Annotated in this window: 15 protein-coding genes and 1 pseudogene; 10 read left to right on the top strand and 6 right to left on the bottom strand. The window is 73.1% G+C overall.

Going from position 1 to position 15,694, the window contains the following annotated elements; all coding sequences use genetic code 11:
* Positions 1 to 227: 227 nt before the first annotated feature.
* The 6 genes and pseudogenes from ACTWP8_RS37630 to ACTWP8_RS37605 all read left to right on the top strand — a co-directional run.
* Positions 228 to 476 (top strand): hypothetical protein, encoded by a 249-nt coding sequence (locus ACTWP8_RS37630; RefSeq protein ID WP_443326550.1) that lies wholly within the window; start codon positions 228 to 230, stop codon positions 474 to 476.
* Between the two features lie 268 nt (positions 477 to 744).
* Positions 745 to 1,329 (top strand): ECF RNA polymerase sigma factor SigK, encoded by a 585-nt coding sequence (gene sigK / locus ACTWP8_RS37625; protein WP_443326549.1) that lies wholly within the window; start codon positions 745 to 747, stop codon positions 1,327 to 1,329.
* Entirely contained in the window at positions 1,308 to 2,123 is an 816-nt protein-coding gene (locus tag ACTWP8_RS37620; RefSeq protein WP_443326548.1) for an anti-sigma factor, read from the top strand. The genes sigK and ACTWP8_RS37620 overlap by 22 nt, the downstream gene beginning before the upstream one ends.
* A gap of 18 nt (positions 2,124 to 2,141) precedes the next feature.
* A complete protein-coding gene (locus tag ACTWP8_RS37615) occupies positions 2,142 to 3,983 on the top strand; it encodes a carboxyl transferase domain-containing protein (RefSeq protein ID WP_443326547.1) in 1,842 nt (613 codons plus the stop codon).
* 2 nt (positions 3,984 to 3,985) lie between these two features.
* Positions 3,986 to 4,468: a GNAT family N-acetyltransferase gene (locus ACTWP8_RS37610; RefSeq protein ID WP_443326546.1), complete on the top strand. Its 483-nt coding sequence runs from the start codon at positions 3,986 to 3,988 to the stop codon at positions 4,466 to 4,468.
* A 265-nt stretch (positions 4,469 to 4,733) separates the two neighbouring features.
* Positions 4,734 to 4,790, top strand: a pseudogene (locus ACTWP8_RS37605) (SAM-dependent methyltransferase); the annotation flags it as partial.
* A 499-nt stretch (positions 4,791 to 5,289) separates the two neighbouring features.
* On the opposite strand, the gene ACTWP8_RS37600 reads toward ACTWP8_RS37605, so the two are convergent.
* Positions 5,290 to 6,114, bottom strand: a complete 825-nt coding sequence (locus ACTWP8_RS37600) for an alpha/beta fold hydrolase (protein WP_443326545.1) — start codon at positions 6,112 to 6,114, stop codon at positions 5,290 to 5,292.
* Positions 6,115 to 6,458: 344 nt separating this feature from the next.
* Between ACTWP8_RS37600 and ACTWP8_RS37595 the strand changes: the two genes are divergently transcribed.
* Positions 6,459 to 6,836, top strand: coding sequence for a GntR family transcriptional regulator (locus ACTWP8_RS37595; RefSeq protein WP_443326544.1), 378 nt, complete (start codon positions 6,459 to 6,461; stop codon positions 6,834 to 6,836).
* Positions 6,837 to 6,900: 64 nt separating this feature from the next.
* On the opposite strand, the gene ACTWP8_RS37590 is transcribed toward ACTWP8_RS37595, so the two are convergent.
* Together ACTWP8_RS37590 and ACTWP8_RS37585 are read right to left on the bottom strand one after the other, a co-directional pair.
* Complete coding sequence (locus ACTWP8_RS37590; RefSeq protein WP_443326543.1) at positions 6,901 to 8,130, bottom strand: DUF5925 domain-containing protein; 1,230 nt, start codon at positions 8,128 to 8,130, stop codon at positions 6,901 to 6,903.
* 247 nt (positions 8,131 to 8,377) lie between these two features.
* A complete protein-coding gene (locus tag ACTWP8_RS37585) occupies positions 8,378 to 9,589 on the bottom strand; it encodes a S8 family peptidase (RefSeq protein ID WP_443326551.1) in 1,212 nt (403 codons plus the stop codon).
* Between the two features lie 287 nt (positions 9,590 to 9,876).
* On the opposite strand from ACTWP8_RS37585, the gene ACTWP8_RS37580 reads away from it, so the two are divergent.
* Together ACTWP8_RS37580 and ACTWP8_RS37575 are read left to right on the top strand one after the other, a co-directional pair.
* Positions 9,877 to 10,683 (top strand): SGNH/GDSL hydrolase family protein, encoded by an 807-nt coding sequence (locus tag ACTWP8_RS37580; protein ID WP_443326542.1) that lies wholly within the window; start codon positions 9,877 to 9,879, stop codon positions 10,681 to 10,683.
* A 569-nt stretch (positions 10,684 to 11,252) separates the two neighbouring features.
* Positions 11,253 to 11,516 (top strand): hypothetical protein, encoded by a 264-nt coding sequence (locus ACTWP8_RS37575; protein WP_443319716.1) that lies wholly within the window; start codon positions 11,253 to 11,255, stop codon positions 11,514 to 11,516.
* 117 nt (positions 11,517 to 11,633) lie between these two features.
* Here the strand turns inward: ACTWP8_RS37575 and ACTWP8_RS37570 are convergent, their stop codons facing one another.
* The 3 genes from ACTWP8_RS37570 to ACTWP8_RS37560 are packed head-to-tail and all read right to left on the bottom strand — an operon-like array spanning position 11,634 to position 14,731.
* Entirely contained in the window at positions 11,634 to 12,869 is a 1,236-nt protein-coding gene (locus ACTWP8_RS37570; protein WP_443326541.1) for a CaiB/BaiF CoA transferase family protein, read from the bottom strand.
* Between the two features lie 45 nt (positions 12,870 to 12,914).
* Complete coding sequence (locus tag ACTWP8_RS37565; RefSeq protein WP_443326540.1) at positions 12,915 to 13,724, bottom strand: ABC transporter permease; 810 nt, start codon at positions 13,722 to 13,724, stop codon at positions 12,915 to 12,917.
* Positions 13,721 to 14,731 (bottom strand): ATP-binding cassette domain-containing protein, encoded by a 1,011-nt coding sequence (locus ACTWP8_RS37560; RefSeq protein ID WP_443326539.1) that lies wholly within the window; start codon positions 14,729 to 14,731, stop codon positions 13,721 to 13,723. The genes ACTWP8_RS37565 and ACTWP8_RS37560 overlap by 4 nt, the downstream gene beginning before the upstream one ends.
* Before the next feature lie 103 nt (positions 14,732 to 14,834).
* Between ACTWP8_RS37560 and ACTWP8_RS37555 the strand changes: the two genes are divergently transcribed.
* On the top strand, positions 14,835 to 15,566 hold the full coding sequence (locus tag ACTWP8_RS37555) for a TetR/AcrR family transcriptional regulator (RefSeq protein WP_443326538.1): 732 nt from the start codon (positions 14,835 to 14,837) through the stop codon (positions 15,564 to 15,566).
* Positions 15,567 to 15,694 lie beyond the last annotated feature (128 nt).

Below are 15,694 nucleotides of genomic sequence, written 5' to 3'. Positions count from 1 at the left end.
CGCTAGACCCGTAGAACCGGGAATTCCGCTGTTGGGAGGGGTCCTAGGAGATCCTTATGGTGCCCTTAAGTCTCCGCTGAGCGTGAGCACAGAATGAGCGCGGTCATGCCGCCAACTGAGGCGCCGTGGCGGGGATTCGACGAGTCCGTCGGTGTGGAGGCGGACGACCGGACCGGCGCCCCCGTTTCGCGCCCAGGGTCTCAGCCTGCTGGTGCGGAGCCGTCTCGATGGCGAGGGGTCACCAACGCCGTACGGCACGCAGGCGGCCGCAGTGCGCTCCGCCTCGCCGCCGGTCCCCGCACCCTGGAGGTCGCCGTCACCGACAGCAGCTCCACCATGCCCGCCCCCGCACCCCCGACCTCGTCGACGGCGCCGGAGGCCTGGGCCGGCGCCTCCTCCAGTCGCTCACCACCAGCCTCTACGCCACCCCCGAAGAGCACGGGAAGACCACCCACGCCACGCTCGCCCTCGCGTAACCGGAGGGCGCGTCCGAGGACCGCGAAAGATGGCCGCGAGGACGGCCCCGAAGACGGCCGCGAGTACGGCCGTGGCGGCCGGGCGGCGGTGTACGGCACTGCTGAAGGCAGCGGCCCGTACGGCCGTGCGAGTGCGGTCGCCGCGCCCGTGACGGAGACTCGGAACGGAGTCGGAACGGATATCGCCTCCGTGGAGACACGAGATGACCGATTGCGTCTGGCCGCTTCCCGCCCGGGCCACCGCCGCTCGCCCCGAAGGCGGCCGGCGGTGAGAGGGATCTCCCCGCCGCGCGCCCACTCCGCTGGCGAAGCGGACCTGGCGGAGCGGGTCGGACGCGTCGCTTCCGGCGATGAGGAGGCCTTCGAGCAGGTCTTCGACGCGCTGGCGGGGCCCGTACTGGGAATGGCGCGGAGGGTGCTGCGCGACCCCGGCCAGGCCGAGGACGTCGCCCAGGAGGTCATGCTGGAGGTGTGGCGCACCGCCGCACGGTTCCAGCCGGAACGGGGGACGGTCGCGATGTGGGTGATGACGATGGCACACCACAGGGCTGTGGACCGGGTGCGGTCCGACCAGTCGGCGGCGGAACGGGAACACCTGGCGGCGTCGCGGGACCGGAACGCCGCCTTCGACGACGTCGCCGAGACGGTGGAGACGCAGCTGGAGTGGCACCAGGTGCGCCGCTGCCTGCGCACCCTGAGCGAAGTGCAGCGCCAGTCGGTCACCTTGGCCTACTACCGGGGACTGACCTGCCAGGAGATCGCGCGGCTGCTCGGGACGCCGCTGGGCACGGTGAAGGCCCGCATGCGGGACGCCCTGATCCGGCTGCGGGAATGCCTTGGCGGGTCGGCGTGAACGCCGACGTGCACACGCTGACCGGGGCCTACGCCCTGGATGCGCTGTCGCCGCAGGAGCGGGAGGCGTTCGAGGAGCACCTGGCCGAGTGCGAGGCGTGTGCGCGGGAGGTGCGGGAGCTGCGGGCCACGGCCGCTCAGCTGGGGCTGGCTTCGGCCGTGCCCGTACCGCCGGGGATGAAGGACGAGGTGATGCGCCGCATCACCACGGTCCGCCAGGTGGAGCCGGTGCGCCGGGCGGAGGCGCCCTCCGCCCCGGCCCCGGCCCCGCCGCCCGGCCCGCAGGCCCCGCCCGCCGTGCCCCGCCCCCGCAGGCAGGGGCGGCTTCCCCGTATGGTCCTCGCGGCCTGCGTCGCCGTCGCCGCGGCGTTCGGAGGGATCGGCGTCTGGCAGTACCAGGAGGCCGAGCAGGCCCGGCAGGAGGCGCGGCAGAGCACCCGGCAGGCCGACGAGGTGGCCGCCGTACTGACGGCTCCTGACGCGACGTCCGTCTCCCAGCCGCTCGGCGACGGCGCGCGCGGGACGGTGGTCGTCTCGCGCGCGATGGGCAAGGCGGCGTTCTTCGCCGCGGGCCTGCCCACGCTGTCCGGCGGCAGGGTGTACCAGCTGTGGTATGACGACGCCGGCGCGGTGCGCTCGGCCGGGCTGGTGCCCGCCGGGGCGGAGACCGAGACCGTACTGGCGGGACCGGTCGGCAGCGCGACCGGCATGGCCATCACCGTCGAACCGGCGGGCGGCTCGGCGCAGCCGACCACCGAGCCACTGGCCCGGTTCAGCTTCGCCCAGCAGGGCTGACAGGGTGTCCTCATGACCATGACCGGACCGAGCTCCCGCACCCCCTCCGCAGCGCTGCGGCTCATCGAAGCCGTCGTCGACCCCGGCAGCTGGCGGAGCTGGGACCGGCCCGTGGCCGTCACGACGGAGGATCCGGACTACCGCGCCGACCTGGAGCGCGCTCGCGAGCGCACCGGCCTCGACGAGTCCGTCATCACCGGTGAGGGCCGGATACGCGGTCGCCGTGCCGCGATCGTGGCCTGCGAGTTCGGCTTCCTGGCCGGATCGATCGGCATCGCGGCGGGCGAGCGGCTCGTACGGGCCGTGGAGCGCGCCACGCAGGAGCGGCTCCCGCTCATCGCCGCGCCCGCCTCCGGCGGCACCCGCATGCAGGAGGGCACGGTCGCCTTCGTCCAGATGGTGAAGGTCACCGCGGCCATCACCGACCACAAGGCGGCGGGGCTCCCGTACCTGGTCTACCTCCGGCACCCGACGACGGGCGGCGTGCTCGCCTCCTGGGGGTCCCTGGGCCACGTCACCGCGGCGGAACCGGCCGCGCTGATCGGCTTCCTGGGCCCCCGCGTCCATGAGGCCCTCTACGGCGAGGAGTTCCCGGCGGGAGTCCAGACCGCCGAAAACCTGCTGGCGCAGGGCTTGGTGGACGCGGTCCTGCCCGCGGACCAGCTCTCGGATGTGGCGGCGCGGGCACTGGGCATCCTGAGCGGGGACGCTGCCGCTGTGGCAAACCGGGCGAACGAAGGCCCGGCTGATGCGGCCCGCCCACCCGGCGCCGACGGCGCCGCGGGCGCGCCGGGCGTGCGGGAGATGCCTCACCGCTCACCGGCCGACGGTGCGGTGAGCGGTGAGGGCGGCGGCTCAGCTGCCGCGCCCGGTCCCGCCGCCGATCCGGGCCCGGCCGCCACAGAGCCGGCGGGCGGGGCCGAGGGGCCCGTTGGGGCGTCGGCCGACGGTGAGGCAGTTCGTAGTGGTGCGGGCGGGGCGGTCGGGCGGTTGTCCGGGTCCGGGCCGGGCCGGTCGGCCGCGGGCGCGGTCGGCGGGCCGTCCGCCGGGGAGTCGATTCGGCGGTCGCGGCGGGGGGAACGGCCGGGGGTCCGGGCCCTGTTGAAGGTTGCGGGGCGGGACGTCACACCGCTCAGCGGGACCGGGGCGGGCGAGCACGACCCCGGTCTGCTCCTCGCGCTCGCCCGCATCGGCGGCACGCCCTGCGTCGTCCTCGGCCACGACCGCCGCGGCGAGGCCGCACCCCCGCTGGGGCCCGGCGGGCTGCGGGAGGCCCGGCGCGGCATGCGGATCGCCGCCGAGCTCGACCTGCCGCTGCTCACCGTCGTCGACACCGCGGGCGCAGCGCTCACCCGCGAGGCCGAGGAAGGCGGTCTCGCGGCCGAGATCGCCCGCTGCCTCGCCGATCTCGTCACGCTGCCCGCGCCGACCCTCTGCCTGCTGCTCGGCCAGGGCGCGGGCGGTGGCGCGCTCGCGCTGCTGCCCGCGGACCGGGTGGTCGCGGCCCGGCACGCCTGGCTCTCCCCGCTGCCCCCGGAAGGCGCGTCCGCGATCCTGTACCGGACGACGGAGCGCGCGTACGAGGTCGCGGACCGCCAGGGCGTACGGTCCGCCGACCTCCTCGCCCACGGCATCGTGGACCGCGTCGTCGAGGAGGCCCCCCAGGGCCCCCAGACTCCCCAGGCCCCCGGGTCCTCCGAGGGCGTCGGCGACCGCGACGCCGCCGACGAGCCCGGGCTCTTCCTCACCCGCCTCGGCGACGTGCTCGGCGCCGAACTCGCCGCCCTGCGCGCCGAGTCGCCCACCGTACGGCTCGCCGCCCGCAGGCGCCGCCACCGCCGGCTCGGCAGGAGCACCTGACCATGGACGACACCACGGACGACACCATGGGCAACACCATCGACGACGATCGCATCCGTCCCGCGACCCCGGCCGACGCGCCCGCCGTACGATCCGTCACCGATGCCGCGTACCACCACTACGTCGAGCGGATCGGCGTACGGCCCGCCCCCATGGACGCGGACCACGCGGCCGATATCGCGGCGGGGCGTGTATTCGTGACCGGCGACCCGGTCGAGGGCGTCCTCGTCCTCGTGCCCCGCGCGGACCACCTCCTCCTGGAGAGCATCGCCGTCCACCCGCGGTCACACGGCCGCGGCCTGGGCAGGCGTCTGCTGGCCTTCACAGAGCAGTACGCGCGCAAGCGCGGCCTGCCCGAAGTCCGCCTCTACACCCATGCGTTGATGTGGGAGAACCGGCAGCTCTATCCGCGCTACGGCTACGAGGTGACGGAGCGGCCCCAGGACGACCCGTACGACCGCATCCACTACCGCAAGCGGCTGTAGCGAAGCGGCGGCAGCGAACGTCCACTGTCAGTGGCGGGTGCGACGATCGCGGAGTGGACGATGAGACTGAGGCGGAGCGGACCTGAGCAGACGAGACCGGGACACCTGGGACCGGGACGGCCGCGTACGGGGACCCTGCCGCCACGTACTGGACTCCGCCGCGGCGCGGTTCGACGACGAGCCGGACCACGGGCTGCGGGATCCGGCCGTACGGGCCGCGTGGGCCGGGCGGCTGGCGGGCTGGCTGCCCGGCGAGCCGTCCGACGTGCTCGATCTGGGCTGCGGCACCGGCAGCCTGGCGCTGCTCGCGGCGGAGCAGGGCCACCGGATCACCGCGGTCGACCTCTCGCCGAGGATGGCGCGAGCGCGCCCGGGCCAAGCTCGGGGGGACCGGCGCGCGGGTGCTCGTCGGGGACGCGGCGGAACCGCCCGTGGGGAAGCGGCGGTTCGATGCCATCCTTGGCCCGGCACGTGCTGTGGATGCTCGGCGACCCGGCCGCCGTGCTGCGCCGCTGGTCCGGCTGCTGCGCCCGGGCGGACGGCTCGTCCTGATCGAAGGCTTCTGGGGCACCGGCACGGTACCCGCACCGGTACCGCGCGACCCGTCGGCATACCGGCCGCCGACCTCGCCGCGGCCGCCGCCCAGCTGCCTGCAGCCCCCGTCCGTACCGAGAGCCTGTCCGCCGATCCGGCCCTGTGGGGCCGCCCGGTCGCGGACGAGCGGTACGCGATGCTGGTCCGCCCCTCGCCGCCCCGTGCCACCAGCCGGTGAGCCAGCAGCCACGCCGCCAACGGCCGGTGACCAGTGTGGCGTCGGCTCGTCACCCGGTCCCGGCCGCCACCGGGAAGTGGGAGTCCAGGAAGCGGTGCAGCACCGCGTTGAACTCCGCCGGGCGCTCCAGGTTCGGCATGTGTGCCGCGCCCTCGATGACGGCCAGCTCCGCATCCGGAATGCGCTCGGCCATGAACTCGGCGTCGGCGACCGGCGTGTACTCGTCGTCCCGGCCCACCACCACGAGCGCGGGCACGGTGATCCTCGGGAGCATCTCTGTGTAGTCCGGGCGTTCCGCGCGGCCCCGCAGCGCGGCCGCGGCGCCCTCCGGCGGCGCGCCGCCCATCATCCGGTGCACATGCCGGGCGACGTCCGGCAGCGCCTCGACGTTGTACGGCGCCACCATCTTCGAGAGCACCTCGTCCGCGTAGCCGCCCATGCCCTCGCGGAGCAGCCGGTCGGCCATCTCGTTGCGCCACCTCCGGCCCTTCTCGGTCTCGCCCCGCGCGAAAGTGTCGGCGAGCAGCAGCCCGCGCACCCGCTCCGGGAACAGCCGGTGGAACTCGAGCACGATCTGGCCGCCCATGGACAGACCGCCGAGAATGATGCCGTCCACCCCCAAGTGGTCGAGCAGAGCGGCGATGTCGCGGGCGAAGACGTCGAGGTTCGTCCTGCCGGGGACGACGGTGCTGCCGCCGTAGCCCCGCAGATCCGGAGTGATGACCCGGCGCCTGTGGTCCCAGGCGAACTCGCGCACCTGCGGCCCCCACATCGAGCTGTCGAAGGGGTGGCCGTGGACGAGCACCAGCGGCGGCCCGCCGGTGCCGCGGTCCTCGTACGCGACGGTGATGTCGTTGACGGCAGCAGTCTCCATGGGGCGCACAGTAGGTGCCGAGGCCACGCGTACGCCTCTCAATATCCTTGCGGAGCCGGTTCAGGGACTGAGGGGGCTGAGCGGACGGTTGCGCCCGCCCGTGGGGGCGAGGAGCCGACTCGGACCAGCCCGCAGGGGCGCAGGACCTGTGCCACCAGGGCTGGTGTCACCGATCCGGTGACGGGCGGGCAGGTTTTTTCGCGCGCCGCGGCCGGCCCCCACCCACGCCGTCCCACACAATGAGTGCGACAAAGCGAGCGCGGCCCCAAGGCCCCCACACGCCACCGGGCCGGGAACGCGCCGCAGCACAGCGCACAGCCGCAAGCCATTCGCGAGGAGCTCCCGTGAGCCTGAAGGTCACCGTCGTCAGCGACGCCGCAGAGGCACCGTACGAGCAGGTGCGGGCCCAGATTGCCGACCAGGCGCGCTCGGGCGCGCTGCCGGTCGGCTACCGGCTGCCGACGGTCCGCGGGCTGGCGGAGCAACTCGGTCTTGCGGCGAACACCGTCGCGAAGGCGTACCGCGCGCTGGAGTCGGACGGCGTGATCGAGACGCGTGGCCGGAACGGCACGTTCGTCGCCCCCGCGGGGGACGCGGCGGAACGCGAGGCCGCGGCGGCGGCCGCGGCCTACGCCCATCGCGTACACCGCCTGGGCCTGGACCACGCCTCGGCCCGCGCGGTGGTGGAAGACGCCCTCCGCGCCACGTACGGCAGTTCGTGACGCGCGGCCCCAACGGGCGTGCAGATGACCGCACATGGTCGTGGTCGCGCATGGCCACAGACGACTACAGATAGAGGCCCGCGTCCCTGTCAGTGGGCTGCTGCGGGACCGACGAAGGGCTCGTGCCGCGGCGGAGGGCGAAGAGCTCGGCGAGCGTCGCGCCGTCGCGGCCGATGCCGTCCTCCAGCCCTTCGGCGTCCGTGCCGAGCCAGTTGACCGCCTCCCGCCGGGTCAGCGGCCCGACCTCGATACGGGCCAGGCAGCGGCCCGGCCGGACGACCGCCGGGTGGAGCCGTTCCAGATCCTCGTTGGTCGTGACGCCCACCAGCACGTTCCGGCCCTGGCCCAGCAGCCCGTCCGTGAGGTTGAGCAGCCGCGAGAGCGCCTGTCCCGCCGTGTGCTTGGCCTCGCCGCGGATCAGCTCGTCGCAGTCCTCGAGCAGCAGCAGCCGCCACCGCCCTTTGGCCGAGCCGTCGTCCTCACCGATCGCGATGTCCATCAGGTAGCCGACGTCGCTGAACAGCCGCTCCGGGTCGAGCACGCAGTCGACCTGGCACCAGGCGCGCCACGACCTGGCCAGCGTCCTGAGCGCCGACGTCTTGCCGGTGCCCGGCGGGCCGTGCAGGAGGAGCAGGCGGCCCGCGATGTCGTCGGGCGTGACCTTCATCAGCCCGTCCATCGCATCGGCCACCGGAGCGGTGTAGTTCGCCCGGATCTCGTCCCAGGTGCCGGCCGAGATCTGCCGGGTCGTACGGTGCGGCCCGCGCCGCGGCGACACGTACCAGAAGCCCATCGTCACGTTCTCGGGCTGCGGTTCCGGCTCATCCTCCGCGCCGTCGACGCAGCGACGCAGCACCTTTTCCGCCAGTTCGTCGTCGACCGCCGTCACCGTCACGTCAGCGCCGCGGTTCCACCGCGACACCAGCAGGGTCCAGCCGTCGCCCTCCGCGAGCAGCGCGCTGCGGTCGTCGTCGCGCGCCGAGCGGAGCACGGTCGCAGCCGGGGGCAGCAGCGTGACCCCCGACTTCACGCGGTCGATGGAGGAGCTGCGGGAGTACGGCTGCTCGCCGGTCGCGAACCGGCCCAGGAACAGCGCGTCCACGACATCGGAGGGCGAGTCGCTGTCGTCCATGGTGAGCCGCATCGGCAGGGCGTGGTCCGGAGCGCTGTCGGAAGCGCTGTCCGGAGCATTGTCGGCTGCGTCGTCGGCTGCGTTGTCGGCAGTGCTGTCCGGAGCGGTGTCGGGAGAGGGCAGGATCCGCCTCCTGTCGTCGTACGGTCGGTCGGCACACATGCCGCCCATGATCCGGCACGGACGGGCCCTACGCACCCAGGTTTTCACCGGTTACCGAGCTGATCCGGGAAACCGGTCGAACCGCACGGGTGCAGTCGTCCGGCGACCACGCTGACAGGCCCCGCCGCGGACCTCGGCTTCAGGTCCGCGGCGGGGCTCGACCGCCTTGGCGGGTGCGACGCCGACCGGTTCTACGGGGTCGCTACGGGAGTGCTACGGGATGTGGCCGCTGGTGCAGAAGAAGGTCTCACTCCACGATCTTCAGCAGCTTGTTCGGCGACCCGGTGCCGGGGCTGCCCACGGCCCCGGAGGTCGCGCCATCCGTCAGCGCCTGCGCGACCTGCGCCGGAGTGGCGTCGGCGTGCCCCGCGAGATACACCGCCGCCGCACCCGTGACGTGTGGAGTCGCCATCGACGTACCCGAGATGGTGTTGGTCGCGGTGTCCGAGGTGTTCCATGCCCCTGTGATGCCGGAGCCGGGCGCGAAGAGGTCCAGCCGCGAGCCGTAGTTGGAGAAGCTGGACCGGGCGTCGGTGTTCGTGGTCGAGCCGACCGTGATCGCCTCGGGCACCCGGGCCGGGGAGAAGCTCTCGGCGTCGGCGTTGGAATTGCCCGCCGCCACCGCGTAGGTGACACCGCCGGCGATGGAGCGCTGCACGGCCGCGTCCAGGACCGCGTCCGCGCCGCCGCCGAGCGACATGTTCGCCACCGAAGGGCCGCTGTGGTTCTGCGTCACCCAGTCGATGCCCGCGACGACGCCCGCGGTGGTGCCGGAGCCCTGGTCGTTCAGCACCCGGACCGCCACGATCTTCGCGTTCTTGGCCACGCCGTGGGCGGTGCCCGCCGCCGTGGAGGCGACGTGCGTGCCGTGCCCGTGGCCGTCCTGGGCGGTGTTGTCGCCGTCCACCGCGTCGTAGCCGTCGGCCGCCCGGCCCCCGAAGTCCGAGTGGCTGATCCGGACGCCGGTATCGATGACGTAGACGGTCGTGCCGCTGCCCGCGCTGTCGGGGTAGGTGTACTTCTGGTCGAGCGGCAGCTGCGCCTGGTCGATCCGGTCGAGGCCCCAGGACGGCGGGTTGGTCTGGGTCGCCTCGACGCTCACTCTCCTGTCCTGGTAGACCTCGTCGACCGCCGGGTCGGCGGCGAGTCGCCGCGCCTCGGCCGCGTCGAGCTTAGCCGCGTAGCCGTTGAGCGCGGCCCGGTAGGTGCGCTGCACGGTGCCGCCGTACCCGGCTATGAGCTCCTTGCCCTCCGTGGACGCGGACGTGAGGCCGCGGCCCTGCTCCAGGGTGACGATGTAGCTGCCCTTGACCGCGTCGGGAGCCCCGGCGCCGACGACCGTGCCTGCGGCGGGGGCGGCGTCGGCGGGGAGCGCGGTGACCGCGCCGAGCAGCGCGGCGGCGGTCGCAGCCGTGACCGCCGTGGTGATCCTGCTCCTGGTGGTACGCATCACTGCCATCGCGAGGGAGTCCTCCTCATCGGTGGCGCGCGGTGGTGCTGCGCGCATGTGGGGGGCGCACAGGGTTCGTACGCGGGGCCGGAGCGGTGGTGTCCGCTCGCGCCCTGCGAACGAGAGTCCACCGGGTGACGTGCGGGAACAAGAGTTCTGACGTGATGTCATATGCGCGTCATGGTGCGGCAATCACACTTATGGATGGAAGGGGCAATGTTTGGCATGAACACTTCCCGTGTCGTATGTGCGCTGCTACGACAGATATGGCAGAGATCCTGCTAAAGGGAGGTTCCATGAAACTGTCCCGATTTGCGGCAGTGATGTCCGCAACCCTCCTCACCGCGGCGCTCGCCTTCACCGGGACGGGCGCCGCACACTCCGCAGAACTGGCCGCCGCACCCAACTACGTAGCCCTCGGCGACTCGTACTCCTCCGGCGTGGGAGCCGGGAGTTACGACAGCGGGAGCGGTGCCTGCAAGCGCAGCATCAAGTCCTACCCCGCACTCTGGGCAGCCGCCCACGCACCCGCGTCATTCAGCTTCACCGCCTGCTCGGGCGCCCGTACGGGTGACGTCGTCGCAGGCCAGCTCGGTCCCCTCAACTCCGCGACAAGCCTGGTCAGCATCAGCATCGGCGGCAATGACGCCGGCTTCGCCGACGTCATGACCACCTGCGTGTTCAACTCCGAGAGCACGTGTCTGCAGCGCGTCGAGCAGGCGCGCGCCTACGTCGCCACGACCCTGCCCGGCAAGCTCGACGAGGTCTACTCGGCCATCGCGAGCAAAGCCCCCGCCGCCCACGTCGTCGTCCTCGGCTACCCCCGCCTCTACAAGCTCAACGGCAGCTGCATCGCCGGGCTGAGCGAGAGAGAGCGGGCCGCCCTGAACGCCGCCTCCGACGACCTCAACGCCGCGATCGCCAAGCGCGCCGCCGACCACGGCTTCACCTTCGGCGACGTCACCACCACCTTCGCCGGCCACGAGATCTGCTCGAACGACTCGTGGATCCACAGCGTCACCTGGCCGGTCGAGAACTCCTACCACCCGAAGGCCGCCGGGCAGTCCGGCGGTTACCTTCCCGTCTTCGCGTCAGCGGCCTGACTCGGCGTCCCGGCTCAGTCCTGGCTCAGCGTCCTGGCTCAGCGTCCTGACTGCGGTGGGCCTGACCTCGCGGTCCTGCCGCAGCGGCCGCTGCGTAGGAGGAGGCCCCGTCCCCCGGGGCCTCCTCGCATGTCACCGAGAACGACACCCGGCCCGACTCGGCGGGGTGCGGGCTGCGCACCTCGGCCGCGATTTCGTCCCGGTACGTCTCCCTGCCTTGTACGTCAGCTCGGTGTGCTCCACCGTCTTCGAGGTGCCGGCGTCCACCGCATCAGGCGATTCGTAAGAAAAATGCCTCAACCGAGCGTCCCTGCCGCCCCCCTCGACACCAATCCGCAGCCGGGGTCGGAGGGCACGAACCAGGCCTGCCCGCGAGTGGTTTCATGGGAGTTCCGCCGGGGGTCAGGGCGTGCGGGCAACTCGTGTACGGCGCAACCCGGTTCGTTTCCCAGGCGTCAACCCCCTTGCCGGGAAGGTGAATCCGTGCGCCGTGGATGCGCCGGGTGACTCGGCGGGGCGGTAGGGTTAACCTGCCCGGGCCGGGTGCCCTCGTATGGGTGGGGAGACTCATGGAACAGATAGCAACGCACAGCAGGGCTCGCGTGCCTGCCGTCAACTGCGGGAGCAGCGCGTCCAGTACGCGCCTCGACCGCCATCTCGCCGTGCTGGCAGGCCCTGCCGTGCCGCAGCGCGAGGCGGAGGAGGCCACGCTGCTGATGCGCGAGATCGCTTCGCACGATGCGCAGCGGTCCCGGTCGAGCAAGGGCGCGCGGGTCTCCCTCTTCGCGCCGCTGCGTCGGCTGCGCCGCTCGCTGTTCGGCAACCGCGGCTGACGCCTTCCGGTTCCTGCCGAGCGCTGAGCCCGTCCCGCCGTCCGGCCCGTCCGGCCCGCCCGGCCCGTCCGGCCGTCCGGCCCGCCCGGCTGGCGTCTTCCGGCCGACGCCTTCGGCTCAGGCGACCACACCGTCCCGGCGCAACGCGGTGATCTGCGCGTCCGTCATCCCCAGGGCGCGCAGCAGCGCGTCGGTGTGCTCGCCGAGCCCGGGCACCCCGCCCATCGACGCCTCGCTCCCGGGCAGGGTGATGGGCGGCAGCAGCGTGCGCAGCGGTCCGGCCGGTGACGTGACCTCCCGCCACCGGTCCCGGGCCGAGAGCTGCGGGTGCGCGGCCAGCTCGGCGACCCCGTTGAGCCGCGCACACGCGATTCCCGCACGCTCCAGCCGCCCGATCGCCTCGTCCGCCGCCAGCCCGGCCAGCGCCTCAGCGACGGCCGCGTCCGTCTTCGCGCGATTCCCGGTGCGCGCCACGTTGGTGGCGAAATCCGGGTCCCGGCCCAGCTCCGGCCGCTCCAGCACCTGCTCCGCGAGCCGCCGCCACTCCCGGTCGTTCTGCACCGACAGCAGCACCAGCGGCCCGTCGGCGGTCGGATAGGCGTCGTACGGCGCGATGACGGCGTGGGCGAGCGCCGTACGTGCCGGGGGCTCGCCCCCGTACATCCCGAAGTACAGCGGATGCCCCATCCACTCGGCGAGCGCGTCGAACATCGAGACCTCGACCGGGCCGCCGCGGCCCGTGACCCCGCGTCGCAGCAGCGCCGCGAGCACCCCGGAGAAGGCGTACATCGCGGCGGCGATGTCCGCGGCGGGGACGCCCGCCTTGACCGGCTGCTCCGGGGTGCCGGTCACCGAGACGAGCCCGGCCTCGCACTGCACCAGCATGTCGTACGCCCGCTTGTGCGCGTACGGGCCTTCGGGGCCGTAGCCGGAGACGTCGACGGCGACCAGCCGCGGGTGGCGGGCGCACAGCGCGGCTGCGTCCAGGCCGAGCCGGGCCGCCGCCCCCTGAGCGAGGTTCTGTACGAAGACATCGGCGCCGGCGACGAGCTGTTCGAGGACTTCCCGGCCGCGCTCGTCCTTGAGGTCGAGCGCGATCGACTCCTTGCCGCGATTCGCCCACACGAAGTGCGAGGCGAGACCGCGCACCGAGGTGTCGTAGGCCCGCGCGAAGTCACCGCCCTCGGGCCGCTCCACCTTGACCACCCGGGCTCCCAGGTCGGCGAGCTGCCGGGTGGCGAAGGGCGCGGAGACGGCCTGCTCGACGGCGACCACGGTGATCCCGTCGAGAGGCAGGGGCATGGGCGGAGGCAGGGGGCGGGGGAGGGGCTGCGGCGGCGGATCGGTGCTCATGGTCCACCGTCCTACCTCCTCGGCCCCCCGACCCGCCAGAGGAGATCAACTGCGCGCGTACCGCCGTACGGCGAGTGGTACGAAGACCGCGAGCAGCAGCAGCGACCAGCCGAGGGAGGCGGCCACCGGGTGCGTCACCGGCCAGGCCGCGCCCGGCGCGTCGTCCACGCCCGCGACCGCGTTGCCGAACAGCTCGCGGCAGGCGGCGACGACGGCGCTGAGCGGGTTCCACTCGGCGACCGTGCGCAGCCAGTCGGTCATCCCGGCGGTCGGGATGTACGCGCTGGAGATCAGTGACAGCATGAAGGTCGCGCTGCCGAGCTGGCCCGCCGCCTCCTCGTTCCGCAACAGCAGTCCGAGGTAGATCCCGATCCAGGCGGTCGCGCAGCGGAAGAGGAGCAGGAGCCCGAACGCGCCGAGCGCCGGGCCGAGTCCGCCCTCGACGCGCCAGCCCACCGCGTAGCCGACGAGCGCCAGCGGCACCAGGCCGGTCGCGGCCAGCAGTACTTCCGACGCGGCCTGGCCCGCGGGGACGGCCGAGCGGCTCATGGGCAGCGTACGGAAGCGGTCCATCACGCCGCGCTGGGCGTCCTGCGCGGCCTGGATCATGCCGGTCATGATGCCGTTCGCCGCTGTGGCGACGAACAGGCCGGGGACGAGATACGCCCGGTAGTCGGCGCCGCCGGGCAGCGACACCGCGCTGCCGAAGACGTAGCCGAAGAAGAGCAGCATGGTGACCGGCATGGTCTGGGTCAGCACGAACAGGCCGGGCGCGCGCCGCAGCCGCTGCAGATGGCGGACGAGCATCGCCCACCCGTCGTACGTGACATGCGCGACATCCGCGATCGTGGTCATGCGGCGATCTCCCCGGTTCCTTCGGTCCGCGGGCACTGCCGGGACTGCTGCGGCTGGGCGCCGGTCAGGCGCAGGAACACCTCGTCGAGGCTCGGCGGGCGCAGGCTCGCGTCCACGACCGGCACGCCCTCGGCGTCGAGTTCGCGCACGAGGCGGGGGAGCGTGAGCGCGGGGTCGGTGGTGACCGCGGCGACCGTCCGGCGCTCGTGGTCGAGGACGGGCACGGATCCGGTGAGCCGGTCCAGTACGGCGGCGGCCGCGAGGACACCCGCCTCCGCCGCTTCCCCGGCAGCCTCCTCGGCGACGACCACCTCCGCGTACGAGCCGATCCGCGCCTTCAGCTCGGCCGGGGTGCCGCGGACGCTGGTCGTGCCGTGGTCCACCAGCACGATCCGGTCGGCCAGTTGGTCGGCCTCCTCCAGGTACTGCGTGGTCAGGAGCACGGTCGTGCCCGCGCGGGCCAGCTCTCTGACCGTGTCCCAGATCCGGCCGCGGCTCTGCGGGTCGAGTCCGGTGGTGGGCTCGTCGAGGAAGAGCACGGCGGGGCGGGTGAGCAGGCTCGCGGCGAGGTCGAGGCGGCGGCGCATGCCCCCGGAGCAGGTGCGGACCGGGCGGTCCGCGGCCTCCTCGAGGCCGAACCGGCCGAGGAGCTCGGAGGTCCGCGAGCGCGCGGCCGCGCTCCGCATCCCGTTCAGCCGCGCGAACAGCCGGAGGTTCTCGGCCCCGGTCAAGTCGGCGTCCACGGAGGCGTACTGACCGGTGACGCCGATGCTGCGGCGGACGGCGGCGGGATTCCGTACGACGTCATGGCCTGTGACGCGCGCCGTGCCGGAGTCGGGGGCGGTGAGGGTGGCCAGGATCCGTACGGCGGTGGTCTTGCCCGCACCGTTCGGGCCGAGCAGACCGCAGACCGTGCCCTCGGGCACGTCCAAGTCGAGGCCGCGCAGGGCGTGGACCGGGCCGAAGCGTTTGTGCAGCCCTTCCGTGAGGACGGCAGGCGTGGGCATCGGGCATCCCCCTTCACTAGGTACATCGTACGTAGTTGCGAGTCCGAGGCTACCGCACTCCGTACGCTGTACGTAACTAGGATGGAAGGCGAGGTGATGATCAATGGCAGCCAGCGGCCGCTCGGCCGGACCCGAGGTGATCTGGGCGCGCCCGGAACGCACGGGCCGCGGCCCGCGCCCCGCGCACAGCCGCGCGGAAGTCGCCGCGGCCGCGGTGCGGATCGCCGACGCGGAGGGCATCGACGCGGTGTCCATGCGGCGCGTGGCGGCCGAGGTCGGCTGCGGGACGATGTCGCTCTACAACTACGTGCCGCGCAAGGAGGACCTCTACGAGCTGATGGTCGACGCGGTGAGCGGGGAGTACGAGCTGCCTGAGCGGCCGCCCGGCGACTGGCGCGCCGCAATGCTCGCACTCGCCCGCCAGACACGCGCGATCATGCACCGCCACCCGTGGCTGCCCCGGCTGATGTCACCGGTCTACGGGATCACGCCCAACGTGCTGCGGTACCTGGAGTACTGCCTGACCGCGCTGGAAGGTCTGGATGCGGACGCGGGCACGAAGTTGGAGCTGGTGGCGATGATCAACGGCGTCACCACGCAGTACGTGGCCAGCGAGCTGTCGATGGCCGAGCGGGACCGGACGTCCCCCTATCGGCGCGGCGAGGAACAGGCCGCCCGACACGCCTACTTGGCGCGGGTGCTGAGCGGCGGCGAGTATCCGCGGGTGGCCGCGGCGTTCGCGCGGGACCCGGGGCCCCTCGACATGGACGCGGCCTTTGAGCGCATGCTGGGGCGGGTACTGGACGCCTTCGAGTACGAGAGCGAGCGGGACTAGGTGTGCTGTCCCGGGACGTTGGTGACAGGCGACATGCCTTGAGCGGTCCTTGAAAGGGGTGAGGGCCTCTGGGTTCGGTGTGGATTGCGAAGTCTGCACCGATGCCCAGGAGGCCCTCGTTGTTCCAC

The organism is Streptomyces sp. 7N604 (assembly GCF_052245475.1).
Classification (GTDB): domain Bacteria; phylum Actinomycetota; class Actinomycetes; order Streptomycetales; family Streptomycetaceae; genus Streptomyces.
Note: the sequence above shows the minus strand (reverse complement) of the source record. Positions and strands in the feature narration are given on the sequence as shown.

Excerpts from the sequence above, each read along its gene's own strand:
- ACTWP8_RS37630 (WP_443326550.1), top strand. The coding sequence starts at position 228 with ATGGCGAGGGGTCACCAACGCCGTACGGCACGCAGGCGGCCGCAGTGC.
- ACTWP8_RS37620 (WP_443326548.1), top strand. The coding sequence starts at position 1,308 with ATGCCTTGGCGGGTCGGCGTGAACGCCGACGTGCACACGCTGACCGGG.
- ACTWP8_RS37615 (WP_443326547.1), top strand. The coding sequence starts at position 2,142 with ATGACCGGACCGAGCTCCCGCACCCCCTCCGCAGCGCTGCGGCTCATC.
- ACTWP8_RS37610 (WP_443326546.1), top strand. The coding sequence starts at position 3,986 with ATGGACGACACCACGGACGACACCATGGGCAACACCATCGACGACGAT.
- ACTWP8_RS37600 (WP_443326545.1), bottom strand. The coding sequence starts at position 6,114 with ATGGAGACTGCTGCCGTCAACGACATCACCGTCGCGTACGAGGACCGC.
- ACTWP8_RS37590 (WP_443326543.1), bottom strand. The coding sequence starts at position 8,130 with ATGTGTGCCGACCGACCGTACGACGACAGGAGGCGGATCCTGCCCTCT.
- ACTWP8_RS37585 (WP_443326551.1), bottom strand. The coding sequence starts at position 9,589 with ATGGCAGTGATGCGTACCACCAGGAGCAGGATCACCACGGCGGTCACG.
- ACTWP8_RS37580 (WP_443326542.1), top strand. The coding sequence starts at position 9,877 with ATGAAACTGTCCCGATTTGCGGCAGTGATGTCCGCAACCCTCCTCACC.
- ACTWP8_RS37575 (WP_443319716.1), top strand. The coding sequence starts at position 11,253 with ATGGAACAGATAGCAACGCACAGCAGGGCTCGCGTGCCTGCCGTCAAC.
- ACTWP8_RS37570 (WP_443326541.1), bottom strand. The coding sequence starts at position 12,869 with ATGAGCACCGATCCGCCGCCGCAGCCCCTCCCCCGCCCCCTGCCTCCG.
- ACTWP8_RS37565 (WP_443326540.1), bottom strand. The coding sequence starts at position 13,724 with ATGACCACGATCGCGGATGTCGCGCATGTCACGTACGACGGGTGGGCG.
- ACTWP8_RS37560 (WP_443326539.1), bottom strand. The coding sequence starts at position 14,731 with ATGCCCACGCCTGCCGTCCTCACGGAAGGGCTGCACAAACGCTTCGGC.
- ACTWP8_RS37555 (WP_443326538.1), top strand. The coding sequence starts at position 14,835 with ATGGCAGCCAGCGGCCGCTCGGCCGGACCCGAGGTGATCTGGGCGCGC.